Source organism: Priestia sp. FSL P4-0332 (assembly GCF_038005845.1).
GTDB lineage: Bacteria > Bacillota > Bacilli > Bacillales > Bacillaceae_H > Priestia.
Genome location: NZ_JBBOUA010000001.1, coordinates 3,559,616 through 3,584,957, shown reverse-complemented (window position 1 = coordinate 3,584,957; position 25,342 = coordinate 3,559,616). Strand labels below are relative to the sequence as shown.

29 protein-coding genes are annotated in these 25,342 nt (G+C 35.5%); 23 read left to right on the top strand and 6 right to left on the bottom strand.

Annotated elements, in window-relative coordinates:
- Nucleotides 1-100 precede the first annotated feature (100 nt).
- The 4 genes from MKY06_RS18715 to MKY06_RS18700 all read left to right on the top strand — a co-directional run bounded on the left by MKY06_RS18715 (nucleotide 101) and on the right by MKY06_RS18700 (nucleotide 3,708).
- Nucleotides 101-667: an NADPH-dependent FMN reductase gene (locus tag MKY06_RS18715; RefSeq protein ID WP_013058357.1), complete on the top strand. Its 567-nt coding sequence runs from the start codon at nucleotides 101-103 to the stop codon at nucleotides 665-667.
- Between the two features lie 174 nt (nucleotides 668-841).
- A complete protein-coding gene (gene ycaC / locus MKY06_RS18710) occupies nucleotides 842-1,486 on the top strand; it encodes an isochorismate family cysteine hydrolase YcaC (RefSeq protein ID WP_013058356.1) in 645 nt (214 codons plus the stop codon).
- A gap of 257 nt (nucleotides 1,487-1,743) precedes the next feature.
- Nucleotides 1,744-2,835 carry a low temperature requirement protein A gene (locus tag MKY06_RS18705; protein WP_029323467.1) on the top strand — a complete coding sequence of 364 codons (1,092 nt, stop codon included), beginning with the start codon at nucleotides 1,744-1,746 and terminating at the stop codon, nucleotides 2,833-2,835.
- 36 nt (nucleotides 2,836-2,871) lie between these two features.
- Entirely contained in the window at nucleotides 2,872-3,708 is an 837-nt protein-coding gene (locus MKY06_RS18700; RefSeq protein WP_013058354.1) for an alpha/beta fold hydrolase, read from the top strand.
- 201 nt (nucleotides 3,709-3,909) lie between these two features.
- Here the strand turns inward: MKY06_RS18700 and MKY06_RS18695 are convergent, their stop codons facing one another.
- Together MKY06_RS18695 and MKY06_RS18690 are read right to left on the bottom strand one after the other, a co-directional pair.
- A complete protein-coding gene (locus tag MKY06_RS18695) occupies nucleotides 3,910-4,809 on the bottom strand; it encodes an alpha/beta hydrolase family protein (RefSeq protein ID WP_098476135.1) in 900 nt (299 codons plus the stop codon).
- 131 nt (nucleotides 4,810-4,940) lie between these two features.
- On the bottom strand, nucleotides 4,941-5,384 hold the full coding sequence (locus MKY06_RS18690) for an Lrp/AsnC family transcriptional regulator (RefSeq protein ID WP_029323463.1): 444 nt from the start codon (nucleotides 5,382-5,384) through the stop codon (nucleotides 4,941-4,943).
- Between the two features lie 137 nt (nucleotides 5,385-5,521).
- Here MKY06_RS18690 and MKY06_RS18685 point away from each other — a divergent pair, with 137 nt between their 5' ends.
- On the top strand, nucleotides 5,522-6,106 hold the full coding sequence (locus MKY06_RS18685; protein WP_098449978.1) for a DJ-1/PfpI family protein: 585 nt from the start codon (nucleotides 5,522-5,524) through the stop codon (nucleotides 6,104-6,106).
- A 144-nt stretch (nucleotides 6,107-6,250) separates the two neighbouring features.
- Here the strand turns inward: MKY06_RS18685 and MKY06_RS18680 are convergent, their stop codons facing one another.
- Nucleotides 6,251-7,126 carry a LysR family transcriptional regulator gene (locus tag MKY06_RS18680; protein ID WP_340961144.1) on the bottom strand — a complete coding sequence of 292 codons (876 nt, stop codon included), beginning with the start codon at nucleotides 7,124-7,126 and terminating at the stop codon, nucleotides 6,251-6,253.
- A gap of 106 nt (nucleotides 7,127-7,232) precedes the next feature.
- On the opposite strand from MKY06_RS18680, the gene MKY06_RS18675 reads away from it, so the two are divergent.
- The 4 genes from MKY06_RS18675 (at nucleotide 7,233) to MKY06_RS18660 (ending at nucleotide 9,764) form a co-directional block, all read left to right on the top strand.
- Nucleotides 7,233-7,643, top strand: a complete 411-nt coding sequence (locus MKY06_RS18675; RefSeq protein WP_289916911.1) for a tautomerase family protein — start codon at nucleotides 7,233-7,235, stop codon at nucleotides 7,641-7,643.
- Between the two features lies 1 nt (nucleotide 7,644).
- The gene (locus MKY06_RS18670; RefSeq protein WP_013058348.1) at nucleotides 7,645-7,956 is read left to right on the top strand and encodes a carboxymuconolactone decarboxylase family protein; all 312 of its coding nucleotides are present in this window, start codon (nucleotides 7,645-7,647) and stop codon (nucleotides 7,954-7,956) included.
- A 1,186-nt stretch (nucleotides 7,957-9,142) separates the two neighbouring features.
- Nucleotides 9,143-9,355 carry a hypothetical protein gene (locus MKY06_RS18665; protein ID WP_013058347.1) on the top strand — a complete coding sequence of 71 codons (213 nt, stop codon included), beginning with the start codon at nucleotides 9,143-9,145 and terminating at the stop codon, nucleotides 9,353-9,355.
- Nucleotides 9,356-9,635: 280 nt separating this feature from the next.
- Entirely contained in the window at nucleotides 9,636-9,764 is a 129-nt protein-coding gene (locus MKY06_RS18660; protein WP_255255965.1) for a hypothetical protein, read from the top strand.
- A 65-nt stretch (nucleotides 9,765-9,829) separates the two neighbouring features.
- Here MKY06_RS18660 and MKY06_RS18655 read toward each other — a convergent pair whose 3' ends face one another.
- Both MKY06_RS18655 and MKY06_RS18650 read right to left on the bottom strand, forming a co-directional pair.
- Nucleotides 9,830-10,099 carry a hypothetical protein gene (locus MKY06_RS18655; RefSeq protein ID WP_289916907.1) on the bottom strand — a complete coding sequence of 90 codons (270 nt, stop codon included), beginning with the start codon at nucleotides 10,097-10,099 and terminating at the stop codon, nucleotides 9,830-9,832.
- 27 nt (nucleotides 10,100-10,126) lie between these two features.
- The gene (locus tag MKY06_RS18650; protein ID WP_340961140.1) at nucleotides 10,127-10,465 is read right to left on the bottom strand and encodes a class I SAM-dependent methyltransferase; all 339 of its coding nucleotides are present in this window, start codon (nucleotides 10,463-10,465) and stop codon (nucleotides 10,127-10,129) included.
- A gap of 108 nt (nucleotides 10,466-10,573) precedes the next feature.
- On the opposite strand from MKY06_RS18650, the gene yeiL reads away from it, so the two are divergent.
- Nucleotides 10,574-11,236, top strand: coding sequence for a transcriptional regulator YeiL (yeiL, locus tag MKY06_RS18645; protein ID WP_064471975.1), 663 nt, complete (start codon nucleotides 10,574-10,576; stop codon nucleotides 11,234-11,236).
- 145 nt (nucleotides 11,237-11,381) lie between these two features.
- Here yeiL and MKY06_RS18640 read toward each other — a convergent pair whose 3' ends face one another.
- The gene (locus MKY06_RS18640) at nucleotides 11,382-11,966 is read right to left on the bottom strand and encodes an NAD(P)H-dependent oxidoreductase (RefSeq protein WP_064471974.1); all 585 of its coding nucleotides are present in this window, start codon (nucleotides 11,964-11,966) and stop codon (nucleotides 11,382-11,384) included.
- Between the two features lie 146 nt (nucleotides 11,967-12,112).
- Between MKY06_RS18640 and MKY06_RS18635 the strand changes: the two genes are divergently transcribed.
- From MKY06_RS18635 to sftI, 13 genes are all read left to right on the top strand, one after another.
- A complete protein-coding gene (locus tag MKY06_RS18635; protein WP_013058343.1) occupies nucleotides 12,113-12,457 on the top strand; it encodes a winged helix-turn-helix transcriptional regulator in 345 nt (114 codons plus the stop codon).
- Between the two features lie 207 nt (nucleotides 12,458-12,664).
- Nucleotides 12,665-12,808, top strand: coding sequence for a hypothetical protein (locus MKY06_RS18630; protein WP_170960219.1), 144 nt, complete (start codon nucleotides 12,665-12,667; stop codon nucleotides 12,806-12,808).
- A gap of 204 nt (nucleotides 12,809-13,012) precedes the next feature.
- Nucleotides 13,013-13,588 carry a TetR/AcrR family transcriptional regulator gene (locus MKY06_RS18625; protein ID WP_013058342.1) on the top strand — a complete coding sequence of 192 codons (576 nt, stop codon included), beginning with the start codon at nucleotides 13,013-13,015 and terminating at the stop codon, nucleotides 13,586-13,588.
- 110 nt (nucleotides 13,589-13,698) lie between these two features.
- Nucleotides 13,699-14,547: an alpha/beta fold hydrolase gene (locus MKY06_RS18620; protein WP_013058341.1), complete on the top strand. Its 849-nt coding sequence runs from the start codon at nucleotides 13,699-13,701 to the stop codon at nucleotides 14,545-14,547.
- Between the two features lie 27 nt (nucleotides 14,548-14,574).
- On the top strand, nucleotides 14,575-14,913 hold the full coding sequence (locus MKY06_RS18615) for a TetR family transcriptional regulator C-terminal domain-containing protein (protein ID WP_223272388.1): 339 nt from the start codon (nucleotides 14,575-14,577) through the stop codon (nucleotides 14,911-14,913).
- Nucleotides 14,914-14,981: 68 nt separating this feature from the next.
- Nucleotides 14,982-15,731: an SDR family NAD(P)-dependent oxidoreductase gene (locus tag MKY06_RS18610; protein ID WP_013058339.1), complete on the top strand. Its 750-nt coding sequence runs from the start codon at nucleotides 14,982-14,984 to the stop codon at nucleotides 15,729-15,731.
- A gap of 350 nt (nucleotides 15,732-16,081) precedes the next feature.
- Nucleotides 16,082-17,095, top strand: a complete 1,014-nt coding sequence (locus MKY06_RS18605) for an NADP-dependent oxidoreductase (protein ID WP_013058338.1) — start codon at nucleotides 16,082-16,084, stop codon at nucleotides 17,093-17,095.
- A 27-nt stretch (nucleotides 17,096-17,122) separates the two neighbouring features.
- The gene (locus MKY06_RS18600; protein ID WP_013058337.1) at nucleotides 17,123-17,911 is read left to right on the top strand and encodes an SDR family oxidoreductase; all 789 of its coding nucleotides are present in this window, start codon (nucleotides 17,123-17,125) and stop codon (nucleotides 17,909-17,911) included.
- A gap of 804 nt (nucleotides 17,912-18,715) precedes the next feature.
- The gene (locus MKY06_RS18595; protein ID WP_013058336.1) at nucleotides 18,716-20,113 is read left to right on the top strand and encodes an MFS transporter; all 1,398 of its coding nucleotides are present in this window, start codon (nucleotides 18,716-18,718) and stop codon (nucleotides 20,111-20,113) included.
- 163 nt (nucleotides 20,114-20,276) lie between these two features.
- Nucleotides 20,277-20,957: a transaldolase family protein gene (locus MKY06_RS18590; protein WP_013058335.1), complete on the top strand. Its 681-nt coding sequence runs from the start codon at nucleotides 20,277-20,279 to the stop codon at nucleotides 20,955-20,957.
- Between the two features lie 87 nt (nucleotides 20,958-21,044).
- Nucleotides 21,045-21,716, top strand: coding sequence for a DUF4867 family protein (locus MKY06_RS18585; protein ID WP_098449975.1), 672 nt, complete (start codon nucleotides 21,045-21,047; stop codon nucleotides 21,714-21,716).
- Nucleotides 21,717-21,772: 56 nt separating this feature from the next.
- On the top strand, nucleotides 21,773-23,812 hold the full coding sequence (locus MKY06_RS18580) for an alpha-glucosidase (RefSeq protein WP_098326169.1): 2,040 nt from the start codon (nucleotides 21,773-21,775) through the stop codon (nucleotides 23,810-23,812).
- 155 nt (nucleotides 23,813-23,967) lie between these two features.
- Nucleotides 23,968-25,308 (top strand): sulfoquinovose isomerase, encoded by a 1,341-nt coding sequence (sftI, locus tag MKY06_RS18575; protein WP_013058332.1) that lies wholly within the window; start codon nucleotides 23,968-23,970, stop codon nucleotides 25,306-25,308.
- Nucleotides 25,309-25,342: the final 34 nt, after the last annotated feature.

The following is a 25,342-nucleotide window of genomic DNA, read 5'->3' as shown; positions in this document are numbered from 1 at the left end:
AGGTACAAAGAAGGAATTAATTTATCTATATATAAAACTAATATCTATATTTGAAACACCGTGGTAATATGAAATTAATTCCAAGTAAGGAGGTGAATAGATGACAAAAACTATTGGTCTTATTTGTGGAAGTTTACGAAAGAATTCGTATAACCGAATGATCGCTGAGTCATTGACTACATTAGATGACTCAGCTCAATATCGCTGGATTGAAATAAGCAGCCTGCCTTTTTTTAATGAAGACTTAGAAGCTGACGGATCACCAGAATCTGTCGCATCTTTTAGAGCTGCGATTCAAGATGTTGACGGTGTTATCATTGTAAGTCCAGAGTACAACTCCGGAATTCCAGGAGTGTTAAAAAATGCCTTAGACTGGGCATCAAGACCTCGGACTTCTTCTGTTTTAAACAGAAAACCGGTTGGTCTCATTGGAGCAACTCCAGGAGGCTTCGGTACGGCTTTTGCTCAAATGCAAACGAGAGAAGTACTGGAAGCTATGCAAGTCAATGTTTTACCATTTCAAAAAATGCTGATTTCTCAAGTTCATGAAAAAGTTGATTCGCAACAAAAAGTACTTACTGATGAATCAACAAAACGTTATCTTCAGCGCTACTTACAGCAGTTCATTCATTGGATTGATCAAGCGCCTGTTCCTGTTCTAGATTAAGAAAGAGAACACACCTCACGAACCTTCACCTCAGAAATAACTTTTCTTTCTATAGATGTTTTACCAAACAGATCATAAATGAAATCCAAAAAACCGTTCAAATTATAGACCGCTTGTAAGGAATGGAAAAGGTACGTGTATCCTTACTTGCCTTAATTTAAGGAGGATTATAAAATGTCTGATCTTTACTCTCGCCTTTCAAAAGATGATGCTGCCGTGCTTTTAGTTGACCACCAAACGGGGCTTATTTCCGGCCTTGTACGTGACTATGGTGTTGATGAATTTAAAAACAATGTATTAGCTCTTGGTGATACGGCTAAATTCTTTGATTTACCGGTTATTTTAACAACAAGCTTTGAAAATGGACCCAACGGCCCGCTCATGCAAGAACTCGTTGATTTGTTTCCTGATGCACCAAAGATAGCTCGTCCTGGACAAATCAACGCATGGGATAACGAAGACTTTGTTAAAGCCATTGAAGCAACGGGCAAAAAACAGCTGATCATCGCGGGTGTAGTTACAGACGTCTGCGTTGCTTTTCCTGCGCTTTCGGCCATTAAAGCAGGCTACGAAGTGTTTGTTGTGACAGATGCTTCAGGGACGTTCAATAAGCAAGTAGCGGATGCAGCATTAACGCGTATGGCTCACGGGGGCGCACAGCTTATGAACTGGTTTAGCGTAGCGTGCGAGCTTCAGCGCGACTGGCGCAACGACGTTGAAGGTTTTGGTAATTTAATTTCTAGTCATCTTCCTGGTTATCAAAACTTAATGGGCAGCTATAGAGGAGCTCAGCGCGATTTCAGCAAGCAGAGTGTCTAATGTAGCAGAGACTACATTTTGCTAAAGGTCGTTCTCTTTACATATAAGACATGAAAGTAGAATGGCATCTGTGGATCATTTATGTGACGGAGAAAACGTAACGACATAAGAGAAATTGTTAGATAGGTGAGCCGACTGATGAACAGCTGGCTCACCTATCTTTTACTACGCTACCTGTCATGAAGTATGCATCTCTTGTATATAAAACAAAGTACATTAACGACAGCCTGATAAATGATAGGAAGGGATGCGGAGTAGTGGAAGAAAAAAAAGTTACGTGGCTGGAGCTTTTTTATGATTTGTTATTTGTGGCAGCCGTTGCGACTGCTACGCATGTTTTGCTTCACGTTGAACAAGGGTATATTCATGGAGAGTACTTGTTAAAGTTTGTACTGATCTTTATTCCGATATGGTGGGCGTGGACGGGACAAACAATGTTTATCAATCGGTTTGGACAGGATTTTTTGCATCAGCGCATCTTTATGATTCTTCAAATGCTGTTTGTTCTTATCATGATCTCAAGCTTGTCCGTAGATTTTGATCAATATTACGTCTCTTTTCTGATTGGCTATATTGGACTAAGAGCGTTAACCTCGATTCAATATCTTATTGTTCAAAAATTTGAACAGAGTGAGAGAAAAAAAGTTGCTGTGTTTTTAGGCGTATGCTTTGGAATTGGCATTTTCATCTCGCTTCTTTCGCTCTTTTTTGATTCATGGGTCCGCTACGCCGTGTTATATACAGGAATTGCAGTGGATATGATTTTACCTATTTTAGGACATAAACGGTTAGCGAAATTACCGACCAACACCGCTCATTTGTTAGAACGCTTTGCGTTACTAACATTAATCCTGTTTGGAGAATCCGTTGTCAGCATTCTTGCTGTGATACAGCCACAAAAAGGGGATTGGAATACCATTTTATTTTCGGTTATTTCATTTGTCCTGATCATCGCCATGTGGTGGCAGTACTTTGAGAACGTAGAAAAGAAAGTAAACAAGTCCATTCAAAGAGCGGGACAAACGATTATTTACGGACACTTACTTATCCTCATGTCTCTAAGCATGATTGCAGCATCGATTAAGCTCATGTTTTTACACGAAGTTCAGTACACATTCAGCTTATATTTTGTATTCGGTTCCGTGCTGCTCTACTTCATGGCAACCACTCTTGTTTTTCACCAGTATAGATTTGAAGAACATCGTTTGAAAGTGTATCATTTAGGCTTGTTTTTAGGAATTTTAGCTGTGTTTTTTATTATTAACTTACTTTTAGTCGTCCCGAGCACCCTCATCATAGGAGAGTTAGCCATCTTTTTTATTATCTACGCTAGGTTTACGACCACTTAACCAAATAAAGAACGACTATATAATGGAGGTAGCAAAATGGCAAAAATTAATGTAGGAACAGAAAATGAAGCACCTATTGAACTATACTATGAGGACCATGGGACAGGAAAGCCGGTTGTCTTAATTCACGGCTGGCCACTAAGCGGACGGTCTTGGGAATATCAGGTTCCAGCTCTTGTTGAGGCTGGATACAGAGTCATAACGTATGACCGCCGAGGATTCGGAAAGTCTTCTCAGCCATGGGACGGCTACGATTATGAAACATTCGCTGCTGATTTACATCAGTTGCTAGAACATTTGGATTTAACAAATGTGACATTAGTCGGGTTTTCAATGGGCGGCGGAGAAGTAGCTCGTTATGTAGGAACTTACGGAACAGATAGAGTAGAAAAAGCCGTATTTGCAGGAGCTGTACCACCATTTCTTTATAAGTCAGAGGATCATCCTGAAGGAGCATTAGATGATGCAGGAATCCAAGAATTTGAAAACGGCGTAAAAAATGATCGTTTAGCTTTTCTTGATAATTTTACAAAAACATTTTTTGGGATGGAAGACGGAAATGACTTAGTCAGCGAACCATTTCGACTTTACAACCGGGATATTGCAGCAGCTGCATCACCTAAAGGGACACTAGACTGTATAGCTGCTTTCAGCAAAACGGACTTCAGAGACGATTTAGCCAAATTTACAATACCTGCTCTTATTATTCATGGTGATTCAGATGAGATTGTTCCATTTGAATATAGCGGAAAGCGAACGCATGAAGCCATTCCTGGTTCTAAGTTAGCCTTAATAAAAGGCGGTCCGCACGGCTTAAATGCAACGCATGCACACGAATTTAACGAAGCGCTGCTGTCATTTTTAAGAGACTGAATGTAAGTGATTATTTTGTAGGTGAAAATCTGACGTATGAATAGGGAAAAAAGAAGTTACCAATATGGTTACTTCTTTTTTGTTTTTACGTGGTTAGGTATAGTAAGTGAAATTACTTAACATCACTTTTTTTATTGATATAAGATTTAAAAATGCTTTTAGTAGCTTTAGAAGTCTCAAAAATATATAGAATACTAATAGTTAAAAAGAACGTAATAAAAAGTCCAATATAGTGTTTTGCAGGTCCTCATGAAACTCTTTGCGATTAAAGCCTTCCGGATCCTGAGAAGGGAGGAAGGTAGGAGATTTCATAAAGTCGGGAAATGGGCTGAGAAATGAAAAGTGCCCTCCATTTTTTGCAACTATATGCTGAACTTTTTCCGCATCAGAAACCCCATTTAATACAAATTCCCCGTGAAAAGAAGGAGTAATCGTATCCTTTTCGCCTGTAATCATTAGAATAGGTATATTCACGTCTTCAAGAGCTCCTCTTTCTCTGAACCATCCGGTGGCTGGCGCTAAAAGAATAAGTGATTGAACCCGCTTATCATGATCAACAGATAAACAATAAGGCTTTTGATCAGGAGATTCAGAAGGAAAAGAAGTGGGAACTCCACCTGCTACAGCAAGAACCGTATATCCTCCCATTGAATGGCCAATAAGAGAAATATTATTTGATTTAATGGATGGAGAAAAGGAACTTTCTTTCAAAAACCAATCAATTACAGTACGTATATGGGTAGGCCGATTTTTTAGATTACCTATTGTTCCAGATAGCGTATTATTCTCTCGATTATTAAACGGATGCTGAGGTATTCCTACAATAAAACCATGACGTGCTAAAAACTGAGCAATTGTTCGATAAGCAAAAGGTGTGCTTCCATCTCCATGAGAAATAATGACCAAAGGAAATAATCCATCTGAAAGCGGAGCATCTTGCGCAACGCTTATCGTGTAAGGTCCCATTTTTTTTACTTTTTCTTCTTTGTATGCAGGGTACATGATAAGTAAAGGAAAGCCTTGTTCATTTCCTTGATCTTCTATATCTACAAATTGACACCCGGCTTGAAATGCCTGTCTTTCTTGTTCTTTTATTGGCACGTATATAGTCCTCCTTGCTTTTGACACCCCTTGTTATAACAGGCTCATATATGAGATTTGGTTCAGATAGCTTTCTTGAAAAATCAGCTTAGATACTAGTAACTGCCAAATATATAACATGGTTTTAAACGTTATCCACTGCTAGTATCTTGAGATAATTTAAGTTCCATATTCGTATGTGATGATAAAACGATGTTTGTTGAAGGTGTACCAAACTCCATAGCTTTATCAATAAATTCTTCTAAAGTATGTACGGACTCTGTACATACTTTTGCTATGTAACTTATTTTTCCTGCCACACGATAACATTCCATTACATCGGGATGAACGCTACAAAACGCGGCAAGATCCTTACATTTTGTCGTTTCAAATAAAACAAACGCAGTTATGTTTCTATTCAATTTTTCTGCATCAACAATTGTTTTATAGCCTTTTATAATCCCGTTTTCCTCTAACCTTCTCACTCGTTCAATGGTAGAAGGAGAAGATAAGTAAACTTTTTGAGCTAATTCCTTCATTGAAATCTTAGCATTTGCCTGCAGTTCATGAAGTATTTTTCTATCTATTACGTCCATTTTATCGTCAACCTTTTTTTATTAATTATTATCAAGTAATTACCTAATTTAGTAAAGCTATCTTTAGAAATAACCTAATTATTTGTATATAACATTGCATAAATATTTCATAAAATTTACTGAAAGGAGATGATTCTATGAAGAAAATATTATTACTTTTAGCAAATGGATTTGAAGCTGTAGAAGCAAGCGTTTTTACAGATGTGTTTGGGTGGAATAAATTTGAGGGAGACGGCACGACTGAACTAATAACAGCGGGCTTACATCCAAAGCTAACATGTACATGGAACTTTACTGTAATCCCGGAAATGCTAGTATCAGATATTAATGTAAAAGAATTTGATGCGCTTGCTATACCCGGTGGTTTTGAAGAAGCAAATTTTTATGAAGATGCTTACGATGAGAGATTCTTACAGGTTATTCGAGAATTTCACTCAGCAGGAAAACCTATCGCTAGTGTCTGTGTTGCCGCTCTTTCACTTGGAAAAAGTGGAATTCTTGAAGGTGAAAAAGCTACTACCTATAATCACCCTACAAGTATAAGAAGGGCACAGTTAAGAGAATTTGGTGTACTTGTTCAAGATGATTATATTGTCATAGACCACAATATAATTACTTCCTCAAACCCTAGCACCGGGTTTGATGTGGCTTTTTTACTATTAGAGAAATTAACTTCTTTAGAAAATGTTCAACAGGTGAAAAACTTAATGGGATTTAACTAATCAACAAATATTGTTTTGATAGCGAATGAGTACTATATTAATCTGTAAAAGGGACAAAGATCTCTATAATTACAAAAAAATCCTTTGCCCTGGAAGCAAAGGATTTTTGTATAAATGAATTCATTACGTTAAATAAGTTTCCGTCTACGATAATGAAGATTTAATTACCTCTATAACATTCTTTTTTGTCTGGCTTAAATAAGTTCTTTTTTCAGTAGAAATTAATAAGCCTATAGGCATTTGAGGGTCAAAGCCCTTTACTTCAAACGAGATATTACTTGGTTTCACACTAGTTCCTCTAGGGATAATTCCTACTGCATGTCCAAACATCATTTCTGGAATGAGATGCAGGGCACTGCAGCTGTAAACGGTTTTAAAGGCTAAATCATTCTCTGCCAAAAAATGATTGACGGATTGATAGTAATAACAGCTATTTTCTCCGATTAAAATGGGATAGTGGATAATATCGGCTATTTCAACTGTTTCCTGTTGCAGTAGTGGATGGTTAGACGTATTAACAATAAATTGAATTTGTTCTTTACCAAGCGGAGTAAAAGTCACGCCGGAAAGGTTCGTATTCTGTCCGCAAACAGCAAAGTCCAGTTTATCTTGACGTAATAGTTCTGATAAAAGTGCCGTGTTTCCAATAGTAAAATCGCAGTGTATGTATGGTTTTTCCTCATTTAAATAGCTTAATATAGCTGGCATCAACCTTTGAGCAATCGATTCTGATAACCCTATTTTGATGGTTCCTTTTTCCTCTTTGCTTATACGCTGCGCTTGAGATATGGAATACTCCCAGTGCTTCAACAAGCTATCTACTTCTTCTACAAATAACGTACCTTCCTTTGTTAAGGTTACTTCCCAGCCTCGTTCAAATAAGAGAAATCCAAGATCTTTTTCTAACTTTTTTATATGAGTGGTGACGGTAGACTGGGCATAGTTTAGTTTTTTTGCTGCAAGTGAAAACGTTCCTTCTGCCACAATTGTCTTAAACGTCGTTAATTCTTTAATTTCCACTTTCTAACCTCATCTCTATCGGTTTTTTCGATAATTACTAGACTTATTTTCAATTATACAAATGAAGAGTATGGAAGTACACTAAATATAGAAAGGAAGATGATCGATGCCATTTGTTAACGTTTATTATCCAGAACATCAGTTAAACCATAAGGAACTAAAAGAAGTAAGCAGTCATATTCATCAGTCTTTAATCCAACATTTTCACATCCCAAAAGACGATTATTTTCAACTGTTTTTACCGTATCCATCTCAGCATTTTTTCTATGATTCACAGTATCTCTTAGAAAGGGGAGAAAAAAGAACAGATAACATGATTTATATCTCCATTACGTGCGGGCAAGGAAGAACGGTCGAGCAGAAAAAGAAGCTATACCAATCCATCGCAGAGGGACTTTCCACTCACTTGGATATTTCTACAAACAATATCTTTATTACATTAAACGAGACACCCCGTGAAAACTGGTCATTTGGGCAAGGAATCGCACAAATGATGAATCAAAAGGAGGAAAAATAGAATGAATAATCGCATTGAGTCTAAGCTGCTAGAAGAAATGAGAAATCTTGCTCCTGACTTTGTGAAATATGGAGAACATATCTTATTTGGGGAAGTGTGGAGAGATCCGACTTTAACACCAAAAGAAAGAAGTTTAAGTACACTTTCTGCTTTAATTAGTATTGGCAACACAGAACAAATGCCTTTTCATCTGCAGCTGGCAAAAAAGAATGGAGTGACTGAAAAAGAAATCATCGCATTAATAACCCATATGGCTTTTTACGTGGGATGGCCAAAAGCAGCTGCAGCACTGAATATTGTAGCGAAGCAATGACAAAAAAAGTGCAAGAATCATGTTTGAAAATAAGGTAGGGCGGTTAGTGGCGGCACAGAAAGTGGAAAGACTACTTCCTATGATTCTTAGGTTTTTGTATTATTTAGGTTTTTATGTTAAGTTATGGACATCCTTCTGTTAGTTTAGAAAGGAGTGAATTCATATCTTAAAAATAGCAATCGCTTCAATCATTGCAGGTGTTTTATTTAGCTTTTGTGCAAAATTAGCAATGTATACAAGATGGTCAAAACGGCTTGCAAAGGCTAATGAAGAGACTCATAGGCCCATTAACTTTGTTCTTCAGGGGGCTTTATTTACTATTATTATGTTCATCATGTTTTTAATTGTAAAACCTTTTACATAGGAATAATGCTATAGCTGGAGTGATCAATTATTAATCTTTCATATTTAGGAATAGGTTTTGTAGCTATTGTTCTATCTACATTTTTATAGTGAAAATAGATAAAATTTATTTTGTTTTTTAGCAATCTACAGTGGCTCGATTACAAAATGCAAACAAAGGGGGGAATAGAATTATTTAATGAGAATTTGCTGAAACGATTGGATGAATAAGGAAGATAGGTGGATCAAGCACTTACTACTTACTTCTTCTAGAAAAATTCATAGAAGGCCATATCAACAAAAATGGTGGGGATTCTCAAAATAAGAACATAAAAAAAGCTATTTCAATCGTATTGGCATCGGAGTGAAATAGCTTTTTCTACTTTACATTCAAGAGTTTGTTAGTTCATATGAACATCCTTACATGTGAAGTATATCACAAACTATTTTTGTTGTGAAGATGAAAATTAAAATTTGTATGACAAATTTTATTGCGTTGAGAGATTTTGAATGGGTTATTTAGCTTGACCCTTACGCAGAGGCTATTTTAGAACAGCTGAGCATCTCAATAAAAATCAATGTTACCTCTTAATACCTCAGAGAAACCTGCTTCTTTCAAAGGAGCCTTTTCAATTTCTATAGATAAAAAAATATTTTATCAGGTATATTGTTAGGAGAAGTTTTAAGTGGTAAGTTTGTGTTCACTGTATTTGATATAATAAGCATTTTTGGATGGCTACTCATGTACAGGACAGTAAATATAGATAACAGTAGCTCTGCCGATAAACAACCTTTTTAAAGAAAGACATCTTACCGATAAAAATTATAAAAAGGAGAGACGTAAATGAAATTTGATGTATCTGAATTAGTTGAAGCAAAACGTCAAATTGATTCAACTTTACACAAACTCAGACAGACAGTAAAAACGTTTGAAGCTAAAGAAAATGCTGATAGATATAAATCTCAAATTACCTTAGCTAAAAGAAGAATACAAGCATTCGAAATTTCGGTAGCTCTTATTGAAAGAGAAATAAAGGACTTTAATAACAAAAGCTAGGTATCAGCTTTTACAAAGTGCGTATTTGACGTTGCCATTTATTTTATGAATCACAAAACGTCGGAAAATGCTATATAGTAGTAAAAAACATGTTTTAATTCACCTTCAATATTCGCTCAGAGTGGGATACATATGAATGAACCTTATACAAAAAGAAAAGAAACCTTGCCAATACTAAGGTTTCTTTTTAGTAAATATAAAATATGTTCTAGGAACTTTATGAACAAAGAATTTTTAGTGAATTACGATAAAATATGTAATGAGAAGGAGGCGATGAAGAATGGAACTAGCTTTTTCACTGACTAAGTTAGCTATGAGAGGACTGTTAAGTGTTATTTTTTACGTTCCAGAAGCTTTTTCTTTTGCAGCAAGAAAAATCTCGGGAAATTCAAAGAAGGTGCCATCTTAAACAATCGAAAAAAGCCATCTCTTTTATCACAAGAGATGGCTTTTTTTATCTATATTTATCTATATTTATCTTATTTTACCTACATAAACTAAACCATTAGAACGATTGCCGTTCATAGTAACATATTCTACTTTTTTATATTCTACTTCTTCAAATTGATTCATCCACTCTTTTATGCGCTCTTCACTATGATGACGCAAGATGGCTCCATCAGCTAATTCAAACACTCCATAGGTATGATATTTAGCCAAACCTTTTTCGTAACGGTCTTTGTTTCTCTTATCATGATTGAGCAAAAAATCATTAATATATATGATGCCTCCTGGTTTCAGCACGCGTTTAATCTCGTTTAAAATAGCGTTCTATTCCTCATCTTTATGCACACATGTTAAAACTGCAAAAAGTAAAACAGCATCTAAAGAATGATTAGGAAAAGGGAGCTTCCCACTTTGAATAACTTGAAAATCAATTTCCGAGTCGTTTGACTTAGCTCTCTTAATCATCTCTTCCGAAAAATCTACGCCATGTAAATTTTTATAACCGTAACCTCTTAGTTCAGATAAGGTTCTCCCATAACCACAACCATAATCCAATATGACAGCATCACGGTCAACATGTGTGAGAAATAATTCAGGTTGAAAAGGCATAGTAAATTCCTTTTTATTAGCTACTTCATTCCAATATTCGTCTTGTTTAATCATGTGTATGAGACAACTCCTTATTGATATATCAACTTTTATTGCATCATAGCATGTAAATGTATAAAATAATGTGAGATATCTCATATTTTTATAACAATAGGAGAAAAAATGAAATTTTTAAACGAGCCTATGCACAGTTACTATATCGAAAAGTATTCGATTCAATCACTTTTTTCCTTTCCGATTACTCCATTTATTCAAGTCTGCCAATTTGAACGTGGTGAGTTTATTTACAAGGAAGGTTCCTCCCCTCAATATATTTATTATCTTGTTGAAGGTAAGGCAAAACTCTATGTTACACACGAAAATGGAAAAGTGTCTTTGATTAATTTTTTACAGGCTCCAACATTCATGGGGGAAGTAGAGCTATTAAATTCGCAACGATATTCTAAAGCTATCCAAACTGTCACAAAAACCATTTGTTTGGCTATTCCGATTAATGCTTGTAAAAATAAGCTCTTAACAGATGTTACATTTCTCAGGCATTTATGCAGTTTTTTAAGTGAGAAAGCAACTAGAACTTCAGCAAAGTATACCCAAAATCAGGCATATCCGCTTGAGAACCGCCTCGCTGCTTTTATAATGTTGTCGGCTGATGGTAACTTTTATAAAGAGAAACATACTGAAGTATGCGAGTACTTGGGCGTATCATATCGTCATCTGCTCCATGTACTAGCACAACTATGTAAAACAGATATTATTGAAAAGCAGTCACCAGGCTACATCATTCGAGACAGAGAACGTCTTGAAAAACTAGCGAAATTAAATTAAAGATACTCATAATAACCTTACATTTTTAGTTGCTGTAATGGATGTTCTAGGAACCTAAAGAGCTAAATATTACAATTTTTAAAGCCCATTAAATAAAAGAGTGCCATCAAAAAATACTGCCTAATTAGGCAGTATTTTTATCTTTTTATGAGAAATGACGATTAAAGGCATCTTCAACTTTATTTAAAATACCTTTATATCCTTCTTCATCAAGGTATCCAATACTTCCAAACAGTAAGTGTTCTACAGTCTCAATTCCAGTGAAATCAAATATTCCAATGTCAGATGTTATTTTCAGACCAGCTGTCATTCCAATCTCATCGTAAACTTCATTAGGAGTACCATGAGTATTAATGATCAAGCCTTTTTTACCTTTCAAAAGCTTAATGATTCCTTCTTCACCAGGAGCATAAGCAAACCCGTATGCAAATACTCGATCTACATATCCTTTAAGAATGGCTGGAAGACCTGTCCACCAAATAGGATAAATAAATGTTATAGCTTCTGCTTCAGAGATAAATTCTTGTTCTGTTTTAATATCATTAGGAGTTTGTCCTGCTTTCATAGCTTCAGTATCTTCTGGTTTCAATACAGGTTGAAAATCCAATGCATATAAATCACGTACAACAACTTCGTGACCGTTTTTCTTTAATGTATTAACTGTTGTATCCAAGATTGCATGGTTTAAGCTTTCTGGATTTGGATGTGCATAAACAATAAGGTGTTTCATTTCAAATAACCTCCAAGTATTTATTTACTTTCATTTGATTATTAGGGGTAATCTAATATTATAGTCTTAGACGTTTTTTTAAAAGTAGTCATTTTTTTATAACATAGTCACAAAAATAGAACCATAAAGAAGGAGAGGTATTGATTATGGCACGAAGTTGGTTCACCCAACCTCCAGAAGAGCATAAAGAAGTTTGTCCAGTTACACAAACTCAAGACATAATTGCAGGAAAATGGAAAATTATCATTTTATGGCATTTAAGCACAAAAACCAGGAGATTTAATGAACTTCAAAGGCTGCTACCTAATATTTCAAAAGGAATCCTAACACGTCAGCTAAGAGAATTAGAAGAAGACCAAATGGTACACAGAGAAGTATATAAAGAAGTTCCTCCAAAAGTAGAATACTCTTTAACACCCTTAGGTAAAAGTTTCCTTCCTATCCTGCATAGTATGGGTGAATGGAGCAAAAAATATTTAAAGAGTAAATAAAATAATAATTACTTTAAAACATTGTCATAGATTTAAATATTTTATCCGTAAAAGTATACTTTTACGGACGATGTATTTGATTCTGTTTCAAAACGTTAAAGGAATAAAGTCAAGGGTTTCCTTTTAATTCTTCTTGTCTTAATTTTTCTTTTCTTCTTTCAGGTTCTTATACAACTAAAGGGGCAGTTTGATTGAGTAAGGGATCAGATGTTTTTTCTACTTGCTATTTCTTGTTTATTTGGTATGAGTGCATCTGTAGAAGAGTTTGATCCATTAATTGAAACAGTGGGAGAAGAAAATCCTGAAGAAACTAAACGAATAGAAGAAATGTTTGGCGGTACCCCTAAGTGAAAGTTAATGGATAATATTGTGATATGTAGCAGATTTTTTAGAAATTATTGGTTAGTTATAATTCTTTACTAATCGTTCTAAATAAGGTATTATTTAATCATGGTTTGAAATTCATACGTTTATTTTAGAACGTTCATTCTATAATAGATTGTGACGTTTGTATTTGTTAGTATCAATTCATGGATTCTTTTAAGGAGAAATAAAATGGCTAGAAGTAAAGAGTTTGATGAAAAAGCAGTATTAAGAAAAGCAATGGAGCTTTTCTGGGAACAGGGTTATGAAAAAACATCCATGCAAGACTTGGTGGATCATATGGGAATACACCGCAGAAGTATATACGACACATTTGGTGACAAACGTTCATTGTTTTTAGCTTCCCTTAATCTCTATGAAGAGCTCATCGTCAATGAGATGGAAAGCATAATTATGAACACTTCATCTATTAAACAGACGATACGTGAGGTTTTTATTTTCATACTTAATGCCATTGAACAATACCCAAAAGGTTGCCTATCAGTAAATGCAGCCGTTGAATTATCTTTGTTGGACAAAGAAGTTGGATGCATAGTTACAAAAATGTTTAACCGTACTGAAGATATGTTTAATAACCTTATAAAACAGGGCCAAACTAGTGGAGAGCTATCAAAAGAAATCGATTCCCATAATACATCTCGTTTCTTACACAACAATTTGGTAGGGATAAGAGTACTAATAAAAACTAATTACAATAAAAAAGAATTAGAAGGCATCATTAATCTAGCACTTTCAGTGCTGGACTAGCTTTCTTTTTTTACCTTTTTTAGAACGGTCATTCTAAAATTATTATGAAACAAACCATCATAATGCATACTGATAAAATTTCTTTTTAATTTCTAAGGAGGAACACAAAAATGACAAACTTTAAAATACCAACAGAATCAGAATTTATTGAAGCAGATGGAATTCGTTACGCATATAGAAAATTTGGTACACAAGATGGTATACCAGTAGTATTTCTTGTTCATTTTAGAGGAACGATGGAAAACTGGGATCCAAACATGCTTGAACCTATTGCAAATACACGCCCGGTAATCTTATTTGACAATAAAGGGGTTGGTGAGACCGATGGGCAAACACCTACTACGATAGCTGAAATGGCACAGGATGCAGGAACATTTATTAAAGCACTAGGATTAACTCAAGTCGATATTCTTGGTTTTTCAATTGGCGGAATGGTTGCACAAGAATTAGCGTTACAAGAAGGCAATTTGGTTAGACGAATCATCATGGCAGGTACTTCACCTGAATCTGGCATTAATCCAAATCCAGAGATTTTTGAAAGAATGAATCGTCACGGCGTCACAGAAGAAGATGGAATAAATGATTTTATGTTCTTTTTCTACGAGCAAACCGAAACAAGTAAATCTGCAGGAATGGCTTCACTACAAAGAATTTTTAATCAGAAAAAAGTAAACAGTTCAGAACAAGTAAAAGAGGCACAATTACAAGCCATTGCAAAATGGGCTAAACAAAAATCTAATCATGATTATGAATGGTTACAAAATATCAAACACCCTGTACTTGTTACTAATGGGGTTAATGATGTGATGGTTCCGACTAAAAACAGTTATATCTTAGCAGAGAAATTACCCAAAGCACAGCTGATTATATATCCTGATTCTGGTCACGGCCATCTATTCCAATTTCCAGAACTATTTGCAGAAAACGTAAATTCATTTCTTGATTCTAACTCTTACTAAAAAGGAGTATTCAGATGAGCAGATGATTTGAAAAATCGTATACGAAAATTAGTTGGAATGGTTATTTATCCAAATGAGAAACAGCCAAAAGGATGTTTAATAGTAAACACAGCAGTTGAATTATCGTTACTCAATCAAGAAGTAGATGAAAAAGTTACGGAGACTTTTATAAAGACCGAAACCTTATTATTTGATTTACTGAAAGGTGGTCAAGAACAAGGAGAAATTCCTGAACACTATGATATCAAAGAACTTTCTAAATTTATTCATAATTCCCTAGTCGGAATACGAGTATTAGCAAAAACAACAGATGATAAGAAAGAATTAGAAACCATTATTGATTTGACTTTGTCAACATTGGACTAAGACATACCTTGTTATTTAAATAAACCAATTAACACCAATTTGAATATATTTTTAAGGAGAGAATGAATATGAAGTACACAGTTATTACAGGAGCAAGCTCAGGTATAGGATATGAAACTGCCCTGGAATTTGCTGCTCGTGGCAAAAACTTAATTATTGTAGCTAGAAGATTAGATAAATTAGAAGGGCTTAAATCAGCCATTCAGAATATAAATCCTGATTTGGATGTTATTATTCGTACAAGTGATTTATCTGTCAGAGATCAGGTATATACACTGTACAACAGTTTAAAGGAGTATCAAATTGAGACGTGGATTAATAATGCTGGGATTGGTGAATCCTCTTCTGTAACAGACCAGAATTTAGATAAGGTAGAAACCATGTTACATCTTAATATAGAGTCATTGACAATCCTTTCTACACTATTTGCGCGAGACTATTATCATATAGAGGGAACTCAATTAATTAACGTATCTTCAGCACTCGGATATGCAATTTATGTTGGTAGTATTACTTATTCTGCATCTAAATATTTTGTTAGTGCATTCACAGAAGGGCTTGCGAAAGAACTCGAACAGAAGGGTGCGAAAATGAAGGTGAAGATTTTAGCACCAGCAATGACAGAAACAGAATTCGCGAAATCTGCAAGCGATATGAAAGAATTTGATTATGAAGCAAATGTCCCTATGTATCACACAGCTAAGCAAATGGCTGGTTTTATGATGGAACTTTATAACAACGATAAAGTCGTAGGTATCGTAGATGAAAGCTACAATTTCAATTTAAGAGATCAAATCTATCCAATACTAGGCGTTTAATGTATCAACAAAGTTTAGATCTATATATAACTAAAAAACGAAAATAACCCGTTAAGGTCATAAACAGTTTCTTTACAGTATCGATTCAAAAAATTTAACCATTTAAGAATGAACGTTCTAAAAAACACAGTGCCAAATGGATAAAAAAGATAATGTTGTAAGTATTTAAGGTTTAGGTGGTGGATTGATCCTAAAATAAGATTTCCTCCACCTAAACGATTGGAATAATATAAGATCTTTATAAAAAGAATTGTATTGAGGGCAAAAAAATGAAGTGGACAGTGAAAATAATAAAAATAAGGTAAAGAAACTTAATAAATGCAACTCAACGGAAGGGTGCTGATAAAAAGATGAAAACACTCATGAAAGCAGCTCAGATAACTAAGTACTCAAAAAATATCCATGCCCAAGTCAATGACATTCCAATCCCAGCAATCAATGACAATGAAGTCTTAGTAAAAGTCAAAGCTGCGGCGGTCAATCCGCTTGAAATGTTGATTATCACAGGTAGCGTAAAACTGATTCAGGATTATAAATTCCCATTAACGCTTGGTAATGAATTGACAGGAGTTATTGAAAAGGTTGGAAAAAACGTGACAGAATTTCAGGTAGGAGATGACATCTATACACGTCTCCCACTAGAAAAAATTGGTGCTTTTGCGGAATACGCCGCAATTGATGCTACCGCAATTGCACCCATGCCAAAAAACTTGTCCTATGTGGAAGCAGCAGCTGTACCATTGGCTGGACTCACAGCATATCAAGGTCTACATGAAGAGCTTGAGGCACAGTTTGGTCAATCTGTTTTTATTCCAGGTGGATCGGGCAGCTTTGGTCAAATAGCTGTCCCAATAGCAAAGACAACAGGTCTAAATGTCATTGTTAGTGGAAACTCAGAAGCACGCAAACGCACGTTGGAAATGGGTGCAGATCAATATTTGGTTTATGCAACAGAAAACTATGTTGACTTGTTGTCGAATGTAGATTATGTAATTGATACACTGGGTCCTAAAGAATTTGACAATGAATTGAGTATCATCAAACCTGGCGGAAGATTGCTCTCTCTTCGTACAGGACCGAATAAACGTTTCGGAAAAGACAGAGATTTTCCATTTTGGAAACAAAAGCTGTTTTCCATTGCAGGCGCAAAGTATGACCACAAAGCCAAGAAACACGGCGTGGAATACCATTTTATCTTCGTTCGTTCTGACGGCGCACAGCTCAAAGAGATTACCAAAATCATTGAAGAGAACAACATTGTTCCACCAATTCATCCAACACTATTTACCATAGACAATGTAAATGAAGCGCTAGAACTCGTCGCAAATGGACGGCCAAAAGGGAAAGTAATTATTAATTTTTAGGACTATACAGGAGGGGAAAACAACAATATGAAATTGGCAAATCGAACTATTTTAGTGACGGGCGGAACATCGGGTATAGGCTTGGCATTCGCGAAAAAGTTTCTTGAAATGGGGAACACGGTAATTGTCACTAGTCGATCCAAGCAAAACATTGACCAAGCAATCAAAGAAAACCCTAATTTAATCGGCATTGCTGCGGATGTCAGTCAAGTGAAGTCGGTTGACCAGTTGGTGCATCAAATCAAACAACAGTATTCAAAACTAGACGTTCTGTTTAACTCAGCTGGTATTATGCGCTACTATGATTTATTTGCTGAAGAAGTCACAGGGGGACAACTAACCGCAGAAATTGAGACGAACTTAAACGGCACAATCTATGTGACAAAAGCATTCCTTCCTCTTCTTGCTAAACAAGAAGAAGCCATGATTGTGAATGTCAGCTCCGTACTAGCAAATATTTCGGTTGCAAGTAGTCCAATTTATTCTGCAACAAAAGCTGGAATACACATGTACACAGATGCGCTACGTGAACAAATTCGAGCCAAAAATGAGAGGATTCATGTCATGGAACTCTGCCCCCCACTCATTTCTGAAACGAATTTAGAGGATAAAATGTCACATGACAAGTCAACCAAATTCATTGATTTGCCATTGGGCAGGCTTGTTGATGCTGGTATCAAAGGCATGGAAAAAAATAAAATTCGCTTGAATCCAGGTTTCAGTAAAATCATGCGTTTTATGAGCAAGATTGCACCAGATTTTGTGACTCATCAATGGGGCAAAACAATGATGAAAAGAATGAATAACGAGAATTAGTGTGGATAACAATTGCAAATAATACCGCCGTGTTTATTTTATCCTATATCTTCTTCAATAGTAGACAAATCGTAATATCATCTGTTGAGGTATTTAGAATATAAAGGTTTATGATATGTGAAACGAAATTAAAAATTATTATGCGCTATTTGTTATTATAGCCAACCTATACGCTTTTTTTATTGGACATTATACTGAACTTGTAAGACCACTTAAAAACGAGCTTTTAAATATCCCTATATTCCCCTCTTTTATTATTTGTTGCTCATCAATTTAATAAATGGTTTCAAAAGGAGATGAAAGAAGTAAATATCTAATTATATTTCTGTACCCACAGTGTATAAACTCAGTCAACATATTTGTTTGATAGGTAATTGCCCTTAAAAAATAATACATATTATTTTGCTCTTTAAACAAACTACTCTATCACACATCAGGGTAGTTTGTTCTGTTTTTAAGCTGTATATGTGATATACATATCTAGTTAACATAACCATTCTTTCCGGCACGCAACTCAAAAAGAATCCTTATCCCTCAAGGGACAGCTATAGAATTTTTATTATTATTATTCAGCATTTTTAAAATAAAATAAAAAAACACTTGATAATTTGTATGCGTTTTCATATTATAAGTAAAAAGGTAGTAACTTTTTTAAGAAACATTGTGATGTTATAGGAAGGGAGGTGATTTTAGTATCAACTTAGAGGAGATTATAAGTTTGGAAGTGTATCAAAATTGTAATCTCCTATGTGATGCATCTTTAATGTGAAGTCTTAAAAAGTGTTAATCAAAGGGGGAGAACTTATGGAACAGCCATTGGTTCAAAATGTAGAACATTCAATTAATACGCCTAAGAAACTAAGACTTAAAGAGAAGGTTGCTTATGGGTTAGGAGATGTAGGAAATAACTTTTTGTTAGACTTGGGTCAAATTTATTTGCTGAAGTTTTATACCGACGCGTTAGGCTTGCCTTCTGCAACAGCAGGTTTAGTATTTTTAATTACGAAAATATGGGATGCGTTCGCCGATATTACAGTAGGTACGTGGATTGATAACCGTAAGAAGATAGGCCCTAAAGGCAAATTTAGACCATTCTTTCTATACGCTGCAATACCACTTGCCTTGATAACGATAGTCAGCTTTACTAATCCAGATTTTTCACTAACAGGAAAGATTATATGGGCATATGTAACGTATATGGCATTTGGAACTATTTATAGCATTTCAAATATTCCTTATGGATCAATGGTACCTGCGATGACAAAAGATCCTGTTGAACGAGCAGAAATGGCATCATTTAGACAAGCAGGCTCAAATTTAGGCCTTCTTATTACAACTGTAGGATTTATGCCGATTGTCTTAATGTTTAACAATGAATCTACTGGTTATTTGGTAGCAGTATCTATTTTTGCATTTATGGGCGTTTTATTACAATTCTATTGTTATGCGAATGTAAAAGAAAGATATGTGCATGAAAAACCAAAAGATACAAATGTAAAGCTGACTGATAGCTATAAAGGGCTTTTTAAGAATACGCCTTTACTCATTCTTTGTTTAGTTAATTTGTTTACCTTTTCAGCTTTTAACGTGAAGCTTGCTGTACAAGTCTATTTTTGTCAGTACGTATTAAAAAATGTAGCAATTGTTCCTTATATGGGCTTTTTTAGTATTGGTTGTGTATTTATTGGCGTAGCAATGGTTCCTTTCATGGTTAAAAAGATTGGAAAGAAGTCTACGTACATATTAGGCTGCGCGATTTGGGCTGTAGGAGACATCTTAGCTTATATTTTTGCAGATAACGCAGTGATCTTTATTACATTAGCCTGCTTTGCTTTCTTTGGCAGCTCGTTTGTAAACAGTTTGAACTGGGCATTAGTTTCTGATGCAGTAGAGTATGGCGAATGGAAAACGGGCAATCGATCTGAAGGTGTCGTGTATTCTTTCTTTACGTTCTTCCGTAAACTTTCTCAAGCGCTTGCAGGATTTATTCCTGGCGTTGTGTTAGGAATAGTGGGGTACGTTCCAAATGCGGTGCAAAGTGCAAATGTGCTAGAGGGAATTAGAGGGTTGATGTTTATTTATCCAAGTATACTAGCTATTGCAACGATTGTTGTCATGTTTTTCTTTTATAAACTTTCAGATGAAAAATACAATAAAATCGTATTGGATCTTGCTAAGGGCAAAAATAAAATACCGATGTAAAATGATAGGTAAAATGAACGAAATACAAAATTAATTTAACAATCTAGCAAAAAGTACTTGAAATATTGGTGGCGTTTTCATATTATGAATACAAAGGTTATTACAAATTATATAAAGGTTATTATCTTTTTAGGATGATAGTCAATTAACTGGAGGTATAAAGATGAAGTATTTTTTAGATAGTGCCATTTTAGAGGAAATTCGTTACGCATATGAAAATTGGGCAATTGACGGAGTTACAACAAATCCTCGTCACATTATGAATAGCGGTAAACCATTCTTAACAGTTTTAGATGAATTTGCAAGTGAGTTTAAAGGAGTCGAAAATTTCCCAATTTCAGTTGAAATTAATCCTCATTTGGATAATGCCAAGGATATGGTAGAAGAAGGGACAAAGATCGCTAAGCTGTCGTCAAACTTTGTTATTAAAATTCCATGCACAGAACCTGGGTTAATTGCAGCAAAGGAATTTGAAAAACAAGGTATTTCTACTAACGTCACTCTTGTCTTCTCGCCATCACAAGCACTTCAGCCTGCAAGAATTGGTGCAAAATTTGTATCTCCATTTGTCGGCTGGAAAGAAAATAGCGGAGACGATACAACTCAATATATTCAGGATATTGTGAATATCTATAAAAACTACAATTACAACACAGAAATCATTGTTGCTGCTTTACGTAATGGTAAACAAATTGTAGATGCGGCAAAAGCTGGTGCGCATATTGTGACTTGCGGATTTGATGTATATAAAGAAAGCTTCCAGCATGCGTTCACAGACTATGGATTAAACAAATTCCGCAACGCTTGGGATAATACAGTCACAGAAGCTCCTGTCTTAAAATAAACATATGTATTTTATAAAAGGCGCCTCTTAGAATCTTATTATCTTCTTTGAGGGGCTTTTTATATAGAAAAAGGAGAGAAGAAAACGGTGGGCAGCTTTCAATACATGAAAGACTTAAATAAACATATACCTTTTTATCATATAGAGGACAGCAAATTTAAACATTATGGAAAGGTAATAAACGAGTATGATTTCAATGAACTAGAAACATATATGGATAGTTTAACTATTCCTCAAGATCAGAATGTATATGTAGCATCCGTAACGGAGATGGAAAACACCATTATTAAGAACCAGCTTCAAGAAGCTTTTTATGGTGAGATGTCTATTCAAATTGGATATTGTAATGGTCCTAATTCAACCTTAAATGGTCTTGAGTATCATAAAAGCAGTGAAATCAATATCGCTATAACGGATATGGTTCTTTTATTAGGTAAGGTGCAAGAAGTTGAAAATAATGTTTTTCATTCAAATGATGTAATCGCTTTCTTTGTACCTAAGGGAACAGCAGTTGAGTTATATAGTACGACCTTACATTTTGCTCCTTGCAAAGTAAACAATGAGGGATTTAAAACAATCGTCATTTTACCTAAAGGAACAAATGATCCGTTATCAACTAATATTCAAAAAAGAACAAAAGAAGATGAGTTATTGTTTATGAAAAATAAATGGTTAATTGCTCATCCTGAAAGAGAGCAATTAATTAATAAAGGCGCACATCCCGGTATAAAAGGAGAAAATATTAAAATTTATCAATAGAGCGCATGACTATTAGCCAAAAGACTAAGCTCTATTAATTGATGGGAGAGAGAAAAATGTCAGGTACCTTAAACGTAACTAAAGGGGTAAATGTGGAAATCTTACAAGATGGATTTGAAGTTGCTCTTAACGGCGTAGTTCTACTTCAGCACACAATACAAAAACCAATGCTATTTGTTGGTCATGGAGAAGAAACGATTGAAATGTATAGAGGTAACTTTGATATTAAAGATTATGTGACTGAACGTACAGCTCTTCGGTACGCAAATGTTGAAGAAATGGAAGGGGCATATAAAATAGATCTCTCCAACTTAAAAAATGGAGATACTATGCTGTCTCTTATAGTTAAGGAAGAAGAGAATCGGCTAAAAGTAGAATATCAAAAAAATGATGCGAACATTAATCGTTTTTGGCTACGAGTAGCTGCAGATAAACAGGAGAAAGTCTATGGATGCGGAGAACAACTTTCTCATTTTAATATGAGAGGAAAAAACTTTCCTTTATGGACATCTGAGCCGGGTGTAGGAAGAAATAAACAAACATACGTAACATGGCAAGCTGATGTAGTTGATAAGGCTGGAGGAGATTACTATAATACCAACTTTCCTCAGCCTACATATGTATCTAGTAAAAAGTACTATTGTCATGTAGAAACAACGGCATACGCGGACTTTGATTTTCGCAATGAGGCGTTCCATGAACTGCAAGTTTGGGAAGTACCTAAATATATGCTGTTTGAAACGGCGGATACGTACCTTGAATTAGTTGAAAAAATTACAGGTTTATTTGGAAGACAGCCTGAATTACCAGAATGGGTATACAACGGTGTGGTTTTAGGCATTCAAGGTGGTACAGATGTTGTTGAACAAAAATTAGAAAAAGTTTTAGCAAAAGGTATGAAGGTATCTGGAGTATGGTGCCAAGATTGGCAGGGCAAACGTATTACTTCTTTCGGCAAACGTTTAATGTGGAATTGGAAATGGAACGAGAGTGAATACCCAGAGTTAGATAAAAAAATTGCAGAGTGGAAAGAAAATGATATTCGTTTTCTAGGTTACATTAATCCATATGTAGCCATTGAAGGTGATTTATATAAGGAAGCTGAAGATAAAGGATACTTAGCATTAAATACGGAAGGAAATACGTATTTAGTGGATTTTGGTGAATTTTATTGCGGAGTTGTTGATTTTACCAACGAAGAGGCTACTGAATGGTATAAACAAGTTATTAAAGAGAACATGATTGATTTTGGATTAGACGGATGGATGGCTGACTTTGGCGAATACTTGCCAACTGACGTTGTGCTCAAAAATAGAATCGACGCTAAGATTATGCACAATGCTTGGCCGACGATGTGGGCAAAAGTAAACTATGAAGCGGTATCAGAAGCAGGCAAACTTGGTGAGATTGTATACTTTATGCGTGCCGGATATACGGGCATACAAAAATACTGTACACTTCTTTGGGGCGGAGATCAAAGTGTAGATTGGTCGCTGGATGATGGTTTAGCTTCCGTTATTCCTGCAGCTTTATCATCAGGAATGATTGGCTGCGGCTTACACCATAGTGATATTGGAGGCTATACAAGCTTACATGGCAATAAACGTTCAAAAGAGCTGCTGATGAGGTGGGCAGAAATGGGAGCCTTCACGCCTATGATGAGAACACATGAAGGAAATCGTCCTGATGATTGTTTTCAGTTTGACGGTGATGAGGAAACATTAGAACATTTAGCAAGAATGTCTAATGTTTATGTAACGATGGCACCTTATATTAAATCACTTGTAGAAGAAAATGCTCGACGAGGAATTCCTGTTCAGCGACCTTTGTTTATGCACTATGAAGAAGATGAAAAAACATATGATATTCAATACCAATACTTATTTGGTGAAGATGTACTTGTTGCGCCGGTTCATCAAGAAAACCAAACAGAGTGGGAAGTATATTTACCAGAAGATCAGTGGGTCCATGTATGGAGTGGTGAAGAGTACACAGGAGGATCGGTTACTGTTCAAGCGCCATTAGGTTATCCACCTGTATTTTACCGTAAAAAATCTATTTGGAGTGAGTTGTTTTCTAAACTCAGTCACATCTAATTTAAAGGATTTACAATTTATATAGTTTTTTAGATAGCTGTCTTTTTACAAATTTATATAAAAGATGTAGTCAAACGGAAAATTAATGTTGATGAAGGTAATGATGTATTTTAAAATGGTTATAACAAATAGTTTTACGACAAGGGGAACTCTATATGCAAAATACGACAGTTTTATATGTGCCTATAGGTAGAAAAACATTTGATATTGAAGTAGCTGAGATTTATCGTCAAAAAAGTATGGAGTGGCTGAAAGGTAACTGCAGTACTGTGATTGCGCCGGAGCAAATTGTAACTTCAGTTGAAGAACTACAGGGATTTCTTGATTCAATTAAAGGGAATAAGATTGATACCGTTTTATATCAAAGCGTTACGTTTGCTGACGGTGAATTTATGGTTAAGATATTGGAGTATTTTAAACAGCCTGTAATTGTTTGGTCAGTACGTGAACCAAGTGTAGGTGGGCGTTTACGTTTAAACTCGCTAACAGGTGGAAATAGCACCAGTAATGTGCTGCGCAACCACCAGCATCCGTTTGCATTTGTATTTGGAAATCCAGATGAGAAAGCTTTACAGGAGCGTCTATTAAGACAAATTAATGTTATGCGCGTGTTAAAAGCATTGAACGAATTGAAAATTGGGGTAGTGGGAGATTATCCACCAGGATTCTTTTTTTCAGCAGCTAATGAGGAAGAATTAAAAAGCGCACTTGGAGTAACTCTTCATAAGATGGATTTACAAGAAGCGTTTAAAGAGTGTGTAAAGCTTCCAGAACAAGAATGGATAGGTGAAGTTGAGCGGGCAGAAAAGCAAGTGATTGGTCTAAATCGAAATGATGAAACCGTTACTAAATTTGCTCAATTTTCCACATATATTAAAAAGCACATTCAAAGTGAAGAATTAGATGCACTAGCTATGCGATGCTGGCCCGATTTCTTTAATGATTTAGGAGCTGCTCCGTGCTCAACTCTATCTCAGTTTACTGAGGATGGAATGGTAACATCCTGTGAGTCGGATATTCATGGATCAATCTCAATGTTTATCCTGCGTGAGTTAGCAGGCGGAAATGCACCTTACCTGGGAGATTTAGTTCACATAGACGAAGAAAAAAACTCAGTTGTTTTTTGGCACTGCGGTGCAGGAGCATATTCACTTGCCAATCCTTCTACTGGAGCAACAGCGGGGGTACATCCTAACAGAAAAATCGGTTTTGCGATGGATTTTGGATTAAAAGCAGGAGAAGTAACGATCTTCAGGGTAAGTCATACACCTGACGGGTATCGTCTTCTAGTGATGAAAGGAAATGCATTAGATGTAGAGCAGCCTTTTACAGGTACTTCTGTAGAAGTTGAGTTAGCGACAAATGCATCAGACACACTTTATGAACTTATGCATGCGGGGTATGAACCTCATTTTGCACTAGTTTATGGTGATGTGACAGAACATCTAATTGAACTAGGACGTATGCTTAATTTAGAAACAAAGGTCTATGTATAAGAAGATTGTACTTCTCTGCTACAGTAAAAGTTAG

Bases quoted from the DNA above. Each gene is read 5' to 3' on its own strand.
- MKY06_RS18690 (WP_029323463.1), bottom strand. From the start codon at position 5,384: ATGGACGTAATAGATAGAAAAATACTTCATGAACTGCAGGCAAATGCT.
- MKY06_RS18670 (WP_013058348.1), top strand. From the start codon at position 7,645: ATGAATAATCGCATTGAGTCTAAGCTGCTAGAAGAAATGAGAAATCTT.
- MKY06_RS18590 (WP_013058335.1), top strand. From the start codon at position 20,277: ATGAAGTATTTTTTAGATAGTGCCATTTTAGAGGAAATTCGTTACGCA.
- MKY06_RS18665 (WP_013058347.1), top strand. From the start codon at position 9,143: ATGAAATTTGATGTATCTGAATTAGTTGAAGCAAAACGTCAAATTGAT.
- MKY06_RS18610 (WP_013058339.1), top strand. From the start codon at position 14,982: ATGAAGTACACAGTTATTACAGGAGCAAGCTCAGGTATAGGATATGAA.
- MKY06_RS18650 (WP_340961140.1), bottom strand. From the start codon at position 10,465: ATGATTAAACAAGACGAATATTGGAATGAAGTAGCTAATAAAAAGGAA.
- MKY06_RS18635 (WP_013058343.1), top strand. From the start codon at position 12,113: ATGGCACGAAGTTGGTTCACCCAACCTCCAGAAGAGCATAAAGAAGTT.
- MKY06_RS18605 (WP_013058338.1), top strand. From the start codon at position 16,082: ATGAAAACACTCATGAAAGCAGCTCAGATAACTAAGTACTCAAAAAAT.
- MKY06_RS18600 (WP_013058337.1), top strand. From the start codon at position 17,123: ATGAAATTGGCAAATCGAACTATTTTAGTGACGGGCGGAACATCGGGT.
- MKY06_RS18620 (WP_013058341.1), top strand. From the start codon at position 13,699: ATGACAAACTTTAAAATACCAACAGAATCAGAATTTATTGAAGCAGAT.
- MKY06_RS18580 (WP_098326169.1), top strand. From the start codon at position 21,773: ATGTCAGGTACCTTAAACGTAACTAAAGGGGTAAATGTGGAAATCTTA.
- yeiL (WP_064471975.1), top strand. From the start codon at position 10,574: ATGAAATTTTTAAACGAGCCTATGCACAGTTACTATATCGAAAAGTAT.
- ycaC (WP_013058356.1), top strand. From the start codon at position 842: ATGTCTGATCTTTACTCTCGCCTTTCAAAAGATGATGCTGCCGTGCTT.
- MKY06_RS18640 (WP_064471974.1), bottom strand. From the start codon at position 11,966: ATGAAACACCTTATTGTTTATGCACATCCAAATCCAGAAAGCTTAAAC.
- MKY06_RS18675 (WP_289916911.1), top strand. From the start codon at position 7,233: ATGCCATTTGTTAACGTTTATTATCCAGAACATCAGTTAAACCATAAG.
- sftI (WP_013058332.1), top strand. From the start codon at position 23,968: ATGCAAAATACGACAGTTTTATATGTGCCTATAGGTAGAAAAACATTT.
- MKY06_RS18700 (WP_013058354.1), top strand. From the start codon at position 2,872: ATGGCAAAAATTAATGTAGGAACAGAAAATGAAGCACCTATTGAACTA.
- MKY06_RS18630 (WP_170960219.1), top strand. From the start codon at position 12,665: ATGTTTTTTCTACTTGCTATTTCTTGTTTATTTGGTATGAGTGCATCT.
- MKY06_RS18660 (WP_255255965.1), top strand. From the start codon at position 9,636: ATGGAACTAGCTTTTTCACTGACTAAGTTAGCTATGAGAGGACTGTTA.
- MKY06_RS18685 (WP_098449978.1), top strand. From the start codon at position 5,522: ATGAAGAAAATATTATTACTTTTAGCAAATGGATTTGAAGCTGTAGAA.
- MKY06_RS18625 (WP_013058342.1), top strand. From the start codon at position 13,013: ATGGCTAGAAGTAAAGAGTTTGATGAAAAAGCAGTATTAAGAAAAGCA.
- MKY06_RS18595 (WP_013058336.1), top strand. From the start codon at position 18,716: ATGGAACAGCCATTGGTTCAAAATGTAGAACATTCAATTAATACGCCT.
- MKY06_RS18715 (WP_013058357.1), top strand. From the start codon at position 101: ATGACAAAAACTATTGGTCTTATTTGTGGAAGTTTACGAAAGAATTCG.